Here is a 12,420-nt window from a genome sequence, read left to right as displayed (position 1 = left end):
TAGAACCAAGGGGCAGCCGGTTCAAGTATATTGTGGGACAAAAGATTGACTCCGCCGCAATATCTGTCCTAACTCTAGAGTATTCGCTGTCAATGATGGGACAAAAGCCTGCTTTGACTGTGATGGGCGCTAGAGCCAAAGAGCTCAGCCCCAAGGAGGATAATACAGCTTGCGATGATTGCTGACCCATAGGCTTGCTTCGCGAGCGCTTGGCCATGTTCCAACAGGAGGAAACGGAAACATGACGTCGGACAAGTTCAATCGCCGTGACATATTGAGAAGGGGCGGCGCGGCTGGCGTTGGCCTTTGGGCCGCAAGCCAGGGCCTGCCGGTTTTTGCCCAGGAGAAGCCAGAGGCCGAGCTGCCCCAAGGGAGCGCCGGCAAGCTGACGGTGATCCATCGCACCGAATATTTCGAGGCGGCACAGAACCTGTTCCGCGATGCCGTGGCCAAGTTCGCTGCCGCCAACAACGCCCAACTCGATATCTCCACCACCAATCCCGAGGCCTTTGGCGATTTCCTGGGCAAGATGTCGGCAGCCGTGCGGGCCGGCAATCCGCCCGATCTGGCCTATACCAGCACCGTTTCCATTCCCCAGATGCACCTGCTGGGCCTGCTCGAAGACGTCAATGACGTGGTCGAGGACGCCATAAGCCGCTATGGCAATGTCATGCAGGGCATCAATGCCGAAAGTATTGGCAAGATCGATGGTCGCTGGGTTGCGGTTCCCTTTATAGCCAACACCACGGGCGCCTTCTTCCGCAAGGACAAGCTGGCCGAAAAGGGTATCGACCCGGCAACCTTGCAGACCTGGGAGCAGCGCCGTGAGGCCGCTCTGGCCATCTCCGATCCCGCCAACGGCTTTTACGGCTGGGGCCTGACGGTCAACCAGTCCGGCGATGGCTGGGGGGTGGCAACCTCGATCCTCAACGCTTTTGGCGGCCACTTTACCGACGAAACCGGCATCAAGGTTGAGTTCGACTCGCCTGAAACCGTGGCAGCCTTTGAGTTCGTCCGCGAAACCTATGATCGCAACGGCAAATACGCCGCCATGTTGCCGCCGGGCGTGGAAAGCTGGGGTGATATCTCCAACAACGAAGCCTGGCTCGCTGGCAGCACCGGCTATACCCACAATCAATACTCGCTTTACGCGGCAGCAAAGCGCGACAACAATCCGGTCTTTGCCAACACGGTCATGCTGCCACAGCCCACCGCCAATAATGGCGATCACCGCAATGGTGGCGCCGTGGGCGGTTGGCTCACCATCTTCAAGGGCGCTCCCAATGTGGAGCTGTCCAAGAAACTGGCGCTCGAACTGCTCGATCCCGTTAACTTCACGCCCATGTCCACGGTCGCCGGCGGGCTCTTCATGCCAGCCTATCAAAGCCTGTGGACCGAGGAACTCCTCGCCGCCGATCCAAACTACGCGATCATCAAGGAGCAGGTGGACACCCAGGATCCCTTTATCGGGGCCTCCTGGCCAGCACCACCGGCCGCGCAGATCGACGCCATTCGCGCTCAGGGCGTGCTGGAGCAATCCATGGGCAATGTGATCTCGGGCCGCATGACCTCGCAGGAAGCAGTGACCGACGCGCACAACAAGATCGTCCAGATCTTCGAAGAAGGCGGCATTCTCTAGCCGGCCGCCGGCGACGGGTGTCCAACAATGCCCGTCGCACCAACGCTACCAATGCTGGACATTCCGGACATCGGCGGCCACCCGCAGGTGGGAGCGTCCGGCCCGATGGAGGTGCGCATGGACGACCGCATGAGTGTAACGATGGCACCTGTTTCCCGCCGGCTCGGCCTGCGCAAGCGGCTCGATGGCATCCTGGGGATGGACTGGAAGGTCGGCTATCTGTTTGTTCTGCCCATGGTGCTGATCATGGCGCTGCTGATCTTTTGGCCCTTTGTCAGTGCCATCTTCATCAGCATGACCTCGCTCAATTTCCTGACCGGCGAAACCACCAATGTCGGTCTGCGCAATTACCAGCGGCTTTGGGCCAGCAGCGACTTCCTGCAGGCCATGCAGAACACCATCCAGTTCACCTTCTGGTCGCTAAGCCTCAAATTCGTTATCGGCATGACCGTCGCGCTGATCCTCAACAGCCGCCTGCCGTTCCGCAGCCTGCTCAGCGGCATCATGCTCCTGCCCTGGATCGTCCCGGAAATCGTTACGGCTCTGGCCTGGAAGAGCATCTACGATCCCTTGTTTGGCGGGCTCAATCCGATCCTGCAGGGCGTTGGTGTCATCGACCGGCCGCTGGGCTGGCTGTCCGATCCCAATATGGCGATGGGCAGCGTCATCTCGGTCAATGTGTGGAAAGGCATTCCGTTTTTCGTCCTGCTGCTGCTGGCGGGCCTCAAGGCCGTCGATCGCGAACAGATCGAAGCGGCGCAGGTCGATGGCGCCAATGCGGTGCAGCGCTTCCGCAATGTGACCCTGCCCAGCCTGCGCTATGTGATCGTCGTCACCCTGCTGCTGTCGTTCATTTCCACCTTCAACCAGTTCGGCCTGCCCTTCCTGATGACCGGCGGTGGTCCGAGCGGGGCGACCAAGCTTTATTCCATTCTCGCCTATGAAAAGGCGCTGGGCTCGCTGCAATATGGTCCTGGCATTGCCGTCGCCTTCAGCGTCGCGCCGCTCATGGCGATCCTGATCTGGCTCCTGGCTCGCTTCATGCGCCAGGACGACCGGCGTGACGGCAGTGCCGAGCGGGGCCCCGGCTTGACCGACCGGCTGCTGGCGGGCGCGGCGCGGCTCGTCAACATCATCCTTGATCTGGTTTTCCTCCCCATCGAGCTGATCTTCGCCGGGCTCGAATGGATGGTCCGCCGCATTCGCGTTGCCACCGGGCGCCCTGCCGCCCAGCCGATCCTGCGACGCACCGCACGGTCCAATGCCGGCCCGCTCACCCGCTTGCTGGTCCTGGTGCCGTTCCTCGCCTTCGTGATCTTCCCTTTCTACTGGATCATCACGACCTCGCTCAAATCCACGCCGCAGATCAGTGAGCGTCGATCGATCTTCTGGCCCGATCCACCTACGCTGGAGCAATATTCCTCGCTGCTGCAGGATACGCCGTTCCTCACCTGGCTGATGAACTCGGCCTTTGTCGCCGCCCTTAGCACGCTGGTGTCCGTCGCCCTGGCGTCGCTGGCGGCCTATGCGCTGACGCGGCTGCGCTTTCGTGGCGCCGGCTTGCTGACAACGCTGCTGCTCATCACCTATCTGCTGCCGGGCACGCTGCTGTTTATTCCCCTCTACCAGACCCTGACCAATCTTGGCGTCATCAACAGCCACGCCGCCCTGATCATCACCTATCCGACCTTCCTGTTGCCCTTCGCCACCTGGGTGCTGATGGGCTATTTCCGCTCCATTCCGGTGGAACTGGAGGAAGCAGCCCGGATCGATGGCGCCAGCCGGCTTTATATTTTCTGGCGCATCACCCTGCCCTTGGCCGCGCCCGCAATCCTGTCGGTGACGCTGTTTGCCTTCACCAATGCCTGGAACGAGTTCCTTTTCGCCTTTGTGTTCATCACCAGCGAGTCGCTGCGCACGCTGCCTATCGGCCTGCAATCCATGGTGGTGGGAGATATCCTGCCTTGGGGCAAGCTGATGGCAGCCTCGCTGCTGACCGCCATTCCTGTTGCCGTGCTTTATATCTATGCGCAGCGCTTCCTGTCGGAGGGCCTGACAGTGGGGGCGGTAAAGGGGTGAACGAGGCATCGCGGGTCGGAAGGGCAAGCGGAGCGCTGAACGCCTCCGTGGTGCGCAGCTCCATCCCCTCCGCGGTGGACGGCATGGTCCTCAAGATCCGCGGCCTCATCTCCGATGGCGGATTGGGCGTGGGTGACAGCCTGCCGACGGAGCGGGAGTTGTGCGAGCGGTTCCAGGCCAGCCGCAACACAGTGCGCGAAGCCATGCGTATCCTCAAGGCCTATGGGGTGGTCTCGGTGCGTCCCAAGGTTGGCGCCACCATTATCGATGACCGGATGGAGCGGGCACTCGATCTGTTCTCGTTCAACACGCTCGACATCTCGCGGCGCACCTTCAACGACATCCAGGGCTTCCGCCGGCTCATCGAAGTGGGCTCGGTGGACACCATCTTCGATCAGATGCAGCCCGAGGACATCCTCGAGATGCGCAAGGTCAACGATCAACTTCGCGCCGCCGGCTCGATCGTGGAAGCGTCCGAGCTGGATTTCCGCTTTCACCTGCGCCTGGTGTCGATCCTCACCAATCGTGCGGTCACCGACGTTTATCGCATCATGAAGCCGATCATCATCCGCATCATGGAGCGCGCCAAGCAATTGCATAACTTCACCGGCGAAACCTTCGAGCAGCACGCGGCGGTGGTGGACGCCTTGGAGCAGAGGGACCGGATCCGCTACCAGTATGCGCTGCAATCACACCTGCATATCGGCATCACAGCCTTCCAGGATTATTCGGAGGAACCCTGAGGACGGGCGACGCACAGTTCAGTCTGGCCGCAGCAGCAGACCCGAGGCCAGGGAGCGGAACGCATCGACGGCCTTGGTCAGGACATGCTGAGGATTGTCGGAGGCGGCGATCCAGAGCGCCGCATTGAGGGCAGCGCCACTCAATAGCCGGGCGGCCGCTTCGGGATCAACGGGCTTGAGAACCCCGGCGGCCATGAGGTTTTCCACCGCGCGCTTGGTCACCTGCATGCAGTTGTTCTGGCTGGGCCATTGCGAGGGATCCCCCAGCACGGCCGGGCCGTCAAGCAACACAATGCGCTGAACCTCTGGGTCGAGCGCCATCTTGATATAGGCTTCCCCCTCCGCCAGCAGGGCCGACCATTCGTCACCCGCGCGCTCGCCGATGGCTTGTGCCTTCCCGGCCATCTCGCTGTCGATCTGGTCGACCACGGCCGCCAGCAGGCCCCGCTTGTCGCCAAAATTATGGTAGAGCGCGCCCCGCGTCAGGCCAGCATCGGCGGTCAGATCATCCATGGAGGCAGCGCTATAGCCCTTCTGCGCAAACGCCTTGCGGGCTGCGGCAACAAGCTTGCTGCGCGTTTCTTCCATCGCAACAGCGCGGGTTTTCGCCATTTCTCGTCATCTCTTTTTGCATACGCCGCGTATATCAGTTGACATACGGAATGCATGTCGAATATCAGGGCATACGCACCGTATATCAAATCAGCGTCCGGCGAAACCGCTGTTGCCTCGTCAAGTGCCGGACGGCCCACAGGAAAGAGAGATCGAGATGACTGAACGCCAAGCAATTTTCCCGGCCAACCGGCACGCCCTTTACGAGCAGCATGGCTATTCCGCAGCAATCCGCTCGGGTGACCTGCTGTTTGTGTCGGGACAAGTGGGCAGCCGGCCCGATGGCAGCCCGGAGCCGGACTTCGAGCGTCAGGTCCAACTCGCCTTTGACAATCTCAAGGCGATCCTCGCAGCCGCGGGTGGCGGTTTGGACGATATCGTTGACGTGACGACGTTCCACACCGATCCGGAACAGCAGTTCCCGACCGTCATGGCGGTGAAGCAACGAAATTTCACCACCACCCCCTACCCCAACTGGACTGCCGTTGGGGTGAACTGGTTGGCCGGCTTTGATTTCGAAATCAAGGTCATCGCCCGCATCCCGGCCGCGGCCGTCTAGCGAGCACGAGCACGGTTCTCCGTGGCCGGCCCGGCGTCCCTTGGTCGAGCCTCGCCGCCGCTGCCGGCCCCTTCCGCGCCTCGCTGGCCGCCCGCTATTGGCGATGATGTCAGCGGCCTTACCGGGGGAGTGGCGGCAGCCTTTTTTCTCCCGCTGTCGAAGAGCTCGACTGTGATCCGTCCTAGGACCGAGCGGCAAAACGAGAACGGGTTCTGATGAAACTGCATTTTAGTCGCAACCCCAATCCGAGGCTGGCAGTGGCCGTCGCCAAATATCTGGGCGCGGATATCGAGTTCCACTTCGCTGCACCCCGGGATCCAAGCCGAGCCGGGGACTATCTGCACCTCAACCCGAACTTGCTTTTGCCCATTCTCGAGGTTTCCCCGAGGCCGATTTGGGAAACGGATGCAGTTGCCTGCTTTTTGTCGCGACAGGTCGGATCGCAGTTTTGGCGCACCGATGCCGACGAACCCGAGATGATCCGCTGGATCAGCTGGGGCAAGGACAACTTCGTCAAAGCTTGTGACACCGTACATTGGGAGCGCGGCACCAAGCTCCGTTACGGTCTCGGGCCCTACGATGCCGCTGCAGTTGCGGAGGGGCTCGAGCGGTTTCACACCGCAGCGCAGCTGCTCGAGGCTGAGCTGGCGAATCGCACCTGGCTCGTCGGGGACGCTGTGTCTTACGCCGATTTCCGCATGGGCACATTCCTGCCCTTCAACGATATCGCGCGACTGCCCATCAAGGATTACCCGGCCGTGAGCCGCTGGTACCGGCGGATGGAGGCCATCGAGGCATGGCGAGATCCCTTCGCGGGAACCACTGCCCCCGAGCTTCCTCCCGTGCCAAGCTGATCATCGAGCCGACACCACGCGCGCAAACCTGGCTGCGGGGTGTAGACATCCAAGGATCGGCAGCACATGAATTTGGTGCTGCCACAACTGACCTCAGAGGCCATGGCTGAGTCGCTCTCCATTCTGTTGATTGACGACAACGCCATTCGGGCCTCGATCATCGAGGCCGGTTTGCGCGAAGCGGGACACGCAACGGTGCAGATCGTCACCGACATGGAAGATGTGGCTGGCCGAATTCGCGCGTTTGCGCCCGATGTCGTCATTGTCGATCTCGAAAATCCCAATCGCGATGTGCTCGAGCATTTCTTTGCCCTCAGCCGCACGATCGAGCGGCCCATCGCCATGTTCGTCGACAAATCGGACCCCGCCGAAATCGAGGCTGCGGTGGAGGCCGGGGTTTCGGCCTATGTGGTTGATGGATTGCGCAAGGAGCGCATCAAGCCGATCCTCGACATGGCCATTGTGCGGTTCCGTGCCTATTCCCGGTTGCGCAACGAACTCGAAGCCGCCCGTTCGGAACTTCAGGGGCGAAAGATAATCGAGCGCGCCAAGGGTATCCTGATGCGGACCCGTGGCTTTTCCGAAGAAGAGGCCTATGGGCTGCTGCGCTCCACCGCCATGAACCAGAACCGCAAGATCCTCGAAATCGCGCAGGCGCTGGTGACGGCTTCCGAGCTCCTGGGACCATGAAGAGGGACACAGCATGGGCCTGACCCAAATTGTTGCCGGCTATGTGCCGCTGCTCGACAGCGCCGTGCTGCTGGCCGCGGAAGAATTCGGCTTTGCTGAAAGCGAAGGGCTGCACCTGCATCTGGTGCGCGAAACCTCCTGGGCCAATATCCGCGATCGCGTCGCCATCGGACATCTGGACGTCGCCCATATGCTGGGGCCGATGCCGATCAGCGCCAATCTGGGGCTAACGCCACTCGATGCCGCCGTGATTGCACCCATGGCGCTGGGCTTGGGCGGCGCCGCAATCACCATGTCCATGGCGGTGTGGGCCGCCATGGCCGCGGCCGGCGCGCCCGAAGATGGCTCGCCGGGGCCCGTCGGCGCGGCACTGCGCGAAGTTGTCTTGCGGCGGCACCGCGCGGGCGAGCCGCGCTTGCGCCTGGCGGTGGTGCATCCGGAAAGCGCCCACAATTATGCGCTGCGCTACTGGCTGGCCGCTTCCGGTATCGACCCCGATCGTCAGGTCGACATTGTCATCGTGCCCCCGCCCCTCCAGGCTGATGCCCTCGCAGCCAAGCGCACCGATGGTTTTTGCGTCGGGGAGCCCTATGGCTCGATGGCTGTCGCGCGCGGGGTCGGACGCATTGTCACCACCAAGGGGCAGATCTGGCAGATGAGTCCCGACAAGGTTCTGGGCACAAGGCTGCAATGGGCGCAGCGCTACCCCGAACAGCTCGCCGCATTGCTGCGCGCCGCGACGCGAGCGGCACGCTGGTGCGAGGATCCGGCCAACCACTCGGCGCTCGCAAGCATGCTGGCGCGCGATGACCGGCTGGGTGTGGAGGGGGACCTGCTGTTGCGGGCCATCACGGGCCGGCTCGAATTCGAAGCGGGCAAGGAACATGCAATGTCCGAATTCTTCGTGCCCTATTCCCGCGCGGCCAACTTCCCCTGGGTCAGCCACGCTCTGTGGTTCTACTCGCAGATGGTGCGTTGGGGTCAGGTCGCCCATAAGCCAGAGCATGCGGCGCGTGCCGCAGCGAGCTACCGGCCCGACCTCTACCGCGCCGCGCTTTCGGGTATAAACATGCCCGTGCCTGGCGCGAGCAGCAAGATCGAAGGCGCCCTCGCCGAGCCGACCGAAATGGGCGCGATCGGCGGTCGCCTGACGCTGGGTCCAGATATGTTTTTCGATGCGGCGCAGTTCGATCCGGACCGGCTGGACGATTACATTGCCGCCCAACAAAGTTGACCAAGAAAGATGCAGCTTGCTGAACTGCCGGGCAAAGGCAGGGCTGTGCTTGGATTATCGCAAACCGGCGGAGTTCAGCTAAGCACCTGATCCAGCGTTCGTATTGTGCCGCCCGACTGTTTGGCACGTTTCCTGCACTACCATTTTCGAGCGCTCCGGCGCACTGACTTCGGCGTCCAATGAAGGGCGCCACATCTTTGGCAACGCCGCCAACCTTCAGAAGCCTCGTCTTGCGACGGGGGTCCTGCTGGTTGGCGGCGTTTTCGTTTTTGGTTTCCGGGTCCGATCACGACCCAAGCTTGATGGGAAGAACATGGCCGAAAAACTCGTCATCATAGGCGCCGGCATGGCCTCTGGCCGGATGCTGGAACATTTGTTCGAGGCGGCGCCTGGCCGGTTCGATGTCACCCTGTTCGGCGCCGAGCCGCGGGGCAATTACAATCGCATCATGCTTTCGCCGGTGCTGGCCGGCGAGAAGCGCTATGAAGATATCGTGACCCACGCTCCAGACTGGTACGCCAGCCATGGCGTCCAATGCCGCTTCGGCCAGGCGGTCACCAGGATCGACCGCCAAGCCAGGACGGTGTGGGCCGAAGGCGTCGAGACCCGCTACGACCGTCTGGTCATCGCCACGGGCTCAGCCCCCTTCATCCTTCCCATTGCAGGCCGAGACCTGCCGGGCGTCCGCGCCTTCCGCGACCTCGATGATGTAGACGCCATGGTGGCGATCGCCGGGCAACCCGGCGCCAAGGCCGTGGTCATCGGCGGGGGCCTGCTAGGGCTTGAAGCGGCGGCGGCGTTGCGCAGGCGCGGCATGGATGTGGTGGTGCTGCACCTGGCGGCCCATCTCATGGACCGGCAGCTCGATGCAGCCGCCGGCTATCTTTTGCAGCGCGAGCTGGAAGGACGCGGCATCAAGGTCCACTGCAAGGCGCAAACCAAGGCCATTCTGGGCAATGGCCGGGCGGAAGCCGTGTTGCTGGAGGACGGCACGGTTTACCCGGCAGACCTTGTGGTCATGGCGGCCGGCATTCGACCCGAAACCCGGCTGGCGACCGATGCGGGCATCGAGGTCGCCCGGGGCATTGTCGTCAACGATGCAATGGCCACTTCCGACCCGGACATTCTCGCTGTGGGCGAATGCGTTGAGCACCAGCAGACAGTCTACGGCCTGGTCGCGCCGCTTTATGAGATGGCCAGAGTCGCGGCCAGTTCTCTCCTCGGCGTGCCGGCCCGGTTCAGCCCGGTCAAAACCGCCACGCAGCTCAAGGTAACCGGGGTGAACCTTTATTCGGCCGGCGACTTCGCCGAGGCCGACGACCGCCAGGAGATCGTGCTGCGCGATGCTGCGGCTGGCGTCTACAAACGGGTGGTGCTCAGGGACAATCGGGTGCTGGGCGCGGTGCTTTACGGCGATACGGCCGACGGCAACTGGTTCTTCGACCTCCTCAAGCGCGGCACCGATATCGCCCCGATGCGCGATACGCTGATCTATGGCCAAGGCTATGGGGGCGGCGCTGCCGTCGATCCCTTGGCTGCGGTTGCGAGCCTCCCTGCTGACGCCGAAATCTGCGGCTGCAACGGCGTGTGCAAGGGCGCCATCACCGGTGCCATCGCCGCCCGGGGCCTGACCTCGCTCGATGAGGTCCGCGCCCACACCAAGGCCTCCGCCTCCTGTGGCTCCTGCACGGGGCTGGTGGAAAAGTTGCTGATGTCGACCCTGGGCGACCGCTACAATCCGGCGGCGATCCAGCCCATGTGCCCCTGCACCGAGCTTGGCCATGACGAAGTGCGCCGCTTGATCATCGCGCAAGAGCTCAAATCCATCCCCGCGGTGATGCAGGAATTGGGCTGGAAAACCTCCTGCGGCTGCGCCAAGTGCCGTCCCGCGCTCAACTACTATCTCGTTGCCAATTGGCCGGGGGAATACGAGGACGATGCCCAGTCGCGCTTCATCAACGAGCGCGTGCATGCCAACATCCAGAAGGACGGCACCTATTCTGTGGTGCCCCGCATGTTCGGGGGCATCACCAACGCAGCCGAACTGCGCGCCATTGCCGACGTGGCCGACAAGTTCAACGTGCCCACGGTCAAGGTTACCGGCGGCCAGCGCATCGATCTGCTCGGCATCAAGAAGGAGGACCTGCCCGCCGTCTGGGCGGATCTCAACAAGGCCGGCATGGTGTCCGGCGCCGCTTATGCCAAGGGGCTGCGGACGGTCAAGACCTGCGTCGGCTCGGACTGGTGCCGCTTTGGCACCCAGGATTCCACCGGCCTTGGTGTCAGAATCGAAAAGTTCATGTGGGGCTCCTGGACCCCGGCCAAGCTCAAGCTGGCGGTCTCGGGCTGTCCGCGCAACTGCGCCGAGGCCACTTGCAAGGACATCGGCGTCATCTGCGTGGACTCCGGCTACGAGATCCATTTCGGCGGCGCCGCAGGTCTCGACATCAAGGGCACGGAAATTCTCTGCCACGCCAAGACCGAAGACGAGACTGTCGAAATCATCGCCGCCCTGACCCAGCTTTATCGCGAGCAGGGCCGCTATCTCGAGCGCATCTACAAATGGGCCAAGCGCGTCGGCTCGGCTTCCATCAAGGCCCATGTGGTGGAGGACCTTTCCAGGCGGCGGCAGCTGTTCGAGCGCTTCGTTTATTCGCAAAAATTCGCCCAGATCGATCCTTGGGAAGAGCGGGTCAACGGCAAGGATGCCCATGAATTTGCAGCATTGGCCGATTTCCAGATGCTGCAGGCAGCGGAGTGAGCGCCATGACCGATTGGATCGATATTGGCGGCCTCGGCGACATTCCCGCGCGGGGCGCCCGGTGCCTCAACACCGCCTTGGGCAAGATCGCCGTTTTCCGCACCGCCGAAAACGAAGTCTTCGCCATTGATGACCAGTGCCCGCACAAGGGCGGACCGTTGAGCCAGGGCATCGTCCACGGCGCGCAGGTCACCTGTCCGCTGCACAATTGGGTTTTTTCGCTCGAAACCGGCATAGCCCAGGGCGCCGACGCGGGCGCCGTCCGCACCTATCCACTGCGCCTCCACAACGGCCGCATCCTTATTGACGCGCATTGTTTGCGCGCCACCACCGCAGCCTGACCGCCGCCAATCTCACCCGCACCCTTCAGGAGAACATCATGGACTATGTTGCCCCCAAAGACTTCATCAAGAAGATGATCGACGCCGGCGAGATGAAGGTCTTCATGTCGACGCGCGACACGCTGATCCGCGCCTTCATGGCCGGTGCCATTCTGGCGCTTGCCGCGTCCTTTGCCATCACCATCACCGTGCAGACCGGCCAGCCGCTAGCCGGTGCCATTCTCTTCCCCGTCGGCTTTTGCCTGCTTTACCTCATGGGTTTTGATCTCCTGACCGGCGTGTTCACGCTGGTGCCGCTGGCCCTGATCGACAAGCGCGCCGGGGTGACAATGCGCGGCGTGTTGCGCAATTGGGGGCTGGTGTTCACCGGCAATTTTGCGGGCGCCCTCACCGTGGCGCTGATGATGGCCGTGGTCGTCACCTTCGGCTTTTCCCAGGCACCCGATGCGGTGGGCGAACGCATTGGCCATATCGGGGAAGGCCGCACGCTTGGCTATGCCGAACACGGCGCTGCGGGCATGCTGACACTTTTCATCCGCGGCGTTCTTTGCAACTGGATGGTTTCAACAGGCGTCGTGGCGGCCATGATGTCCAACTCGGTGACCGGCAAGGTGCTCGGCATGTGGATGCCCATCATGCTGTTCTTTTATATGGGCTTTGAGCATTCCATCGTGAACATGTTCCTGTTCCCTTCGGGCATTCTTCTGGGCGGCCAGTTCTCCTTTTGGGATTACATGGTCTGGAACGAGATCCCCACCGTTGTCGGCAATCTGGTGGGCGGGCTGACCTTTGTGGGCCTTACCCTATACGCCACCCATAGCCGCACCGCCCCATCGCGCAAGCAGCCCGAAGCAGTGCTGCGCGAGATCGACGTCAATGCCGTCGCGGCCGAGTAAAAGGGAGGCGCA

Annotated in this window: 11 protein-coding genes; 10 read left to right on the top strand and 1 reads right to left on the bottom strand. The window is 62.4% G+C overall.

Going from position 1 to position 12,420, the window contains the following annotated elements:
* Window positions 1–241 precede the first annotated feature (241 nt).
* The 3 genes from HRQ64_RS04005 to HRQ64_RS03995 are packed head-to-tail and all read left to right on the top strand — an operon-like array spanning window position 242 to window position 4,461.
* Window positions 242–1,639: an extracellular solute-binding protein gene (locus HRQ64_RS04005; protein ID WP_172122255.1), complete on the top strand. Its 1,398-nt coding sequence runs from the start codon at window positions 242–244 to the stop codon at window positions 1,637–1,639.
* Between the two features lie 27 nt (window positions 1,640–1,666).
* Complete coding sequence (locus tag HRQ64_RS04000; protein ID WP_172122253.1) at window positions 1,667–3,718, top strand: ABC transporter permease subunit; 2,052 nt, start codon at window positions 1,667–1,669, stop codon at window positions 3,716–3,718.
* On the top strand, window positions 3,715–4,461 hold the full coding sequence (locus HRQ64_RS03995) for an FCD domain-containing protein (RefSeq protein WP_172122252.1): 747 nt from the start codon (window positions 3,715–3,717) through the stop codon (window positions 4,459–4,461). Before HRQ64_RS04000 ends, HRQ64_RS03995 begins: the two co-directional genes overlap by 4 nt.
* An 18-nt stretch (window positions 4,462–4,479) precedes the next feature.
* Here HRQ64_RS03995 and HRQ64_RS03990 read toward each other — a convergent pair whose 3' ends face one another.
* Window positions 4,480–5,073 carry a TetR/AcrR family transcriptional regulator gene (locus HRQ64_RS03990; RefSeq protein WP_172122250.1) on the bottom strand — a complete coding sequence of 198 codons (594 nt, stop codon included), beginning with the start codon at window positions 5,071–5,073 and terminating at the stop codon, window positions 4,480–4,482.
* Window positions 5,074–5,230: 157 nt separating this feature from the next.
* On the opposite strand from HRQ64_RS03990, the gene HRQ64_RS03985 reads away from it, so the two are divergent.
* The 7 genes from HRQ64_RS03985 to HRQ64_RS03955 all read left to right on the top strand — a co-directional run bounded on the left by HRQ64_RS03985 (window position 5,231) and on the right by HRQ64_RS03955 (window position 12,408).
* Window positions 5,231–5,632, top strand: a complete 402-nt coding sequence (locus HRQ64_RS03985) for a RidA family protein (protein ID WP_172122248.1) — start codon at window positions 5,231–5,233, stop codon at window positions 5,630–5,632.
* 215 nt (window positions 5,633–5,847) lie between these two features.
* A complete protein-coding gene (locus HRQ64_RS03980; protein WP_172122246.1) occupies window positions 5,848–6,486 on the top strand; it encodes a glutathione S-transferase family protein in 639 nt (212 codons plus the stop codon).
* A 66-nt stretch (window positions 6,487–6,552) separates the two neighbouring features.
* Window positions 6,553–7,176, top strand: coding sequence for an ANTAR domain-containing protein (locus tag HRQ64_RS03975; RefSeq protein WP_248307213.1), 624 nt, complete (start codon window positions 6,553–6,555; stop codon window positions 7,174–7,176).
* Between the two features lie 13 nt (window positions 7,177–7,189).
* Window positions 7,190–8,410 (top strand): CmpA/NrtA family ABC transporter substrate-binding protein, encoded by a 1,221-nt coding sequence (locus tag HRQ64_RS03970; RefSeq protein ID WP_172122245.1) that lies wholly within the window; start codon window positions 7,190–7,192, stop codon window positions 8,408–8,410.
* Window positions 8,411–8,723: 313 nt separating this feature from the next.
* Window positions 8,724–11,171, top strand: a complete 2,448-nt coding sequence (nirB, locus tag HRQ64_RS03965) for a nitrite reductase large subunit NirB (protein ID WP_172122243.1) — start codon at window positions 8,724–8,726, stop codon at window positions 11,169–11,171.
* Between the two features lie 5 nt (window positions 11,172–11,176).
* The gene (gene nirD, locus HRQ64_RS03960; protein ID WP_172122241.1) at window positions 11,177–11,512 is read left to right on the top strand and encodes a nitrite reductase small subunit NirD; all 336 of its coding nucleotides are present in this window, start codon (window positions 11,177–11,179) and stop codon (window positions 11,510–11,512) included.
* A gap of 38 nt (window positions 11,513–11,550) precedes the next feature.
* Window positions 11,551–12,408, top strand: coding sequence for a formate/nitrite transporter family protein (locus HRQ64_RS03955; protein WP_172122239.1), 858 nt, complete (start codon window positions 11,551–11,553; stop codon window positions 12,406–12,408).
* Window positions 12,409–12,420: the final 12 nt, after the last annotated feature.

The sequence above is a fragment of the Devosia sp. 919 genome, from assembly GCF_013185965.1.
Lineage (GTDB): Bacteria > Pseudomonadota > Alphaproteobacteria > Rhizobiales > Devosiaceae > Devosia.
This window is presented reverse-complemented; position numbering and strand designations above follow the sequence as displayed.

Excerpts from the sequence above, each read along its gene's own strand:
- nirD (WP_172122241.1), top strand. The coding sequence starts at position 11,177 with ATGACCGATTGGATCGATATTGGCGGCCTCGGCGACATTCCCGCGCGG.
- HRQ64_RS03985 (WP_172122248.1), top strand. The coding sequence starts at position 5,231 with ATGACTGAACGCCAAGCAATTTTCCCGGCCAACCGGCACGCCCTTTAC.
- HRQ64_RS04005 (WP_172122255.1), top strand. The coding sequence starts at position 242 with ATGACGTCGGACAAGTTCAATCGCCGTGACATATTGAGAAGGGGCGGC.
- HRQ64_RS03980 (WP_172122246.1), top strand. The coding sequence starts at position 5,848 with ATGAAACTGCATTTTAGTCGCAACCCCAATCCGAGGCTGGCAGTGGCC.
- HRQ64_RS03970 (WP_172122245.1), top strand. The coding sequence starts at position 7,190 with ATGGGCCTGACCCAAATTGTTGCCGGCTATGTGCCGCTGCTCGACAGC.
- nirB (WP_172122243.1), top strand. The coding sequence starts at position 8,724 with ATGGCCGAAAAACTCGTCATCATAGGCGCCGGCATGGCCTCTGGCCGG.
- HRQ64_RS03990 (WP_172122250.1), bottom strand. The coding sequence starts at position 5,073 with ATGGCGAAAACCCGCGCTGTTGCGATGGAAGAAACGCGCAGCAAGCTT.
- HRQ64_RS03955 (WP_172122239.1), top strand. The coding sequence starts at position 11,551 with ATGGACTATGTTGCCCCCAAAGACTTCATCAAGAAGATGATCGACGCC.
- HRQ64_RS03975 (WP_248307213.1), top strand. The coding sequence starts at position 6,553 with ATGAATTTGGTGCTGCCACAACTGACCTCAGAGGCCATGGCTGAGTCG.
- HRQ64_RS04000 (WP_172122253.1), top strand. The coding sequence starts at position 1,667 with ATGCCCGTCGCACCAACGCTACCAATGCTGGACATTCCGGACATCGGC.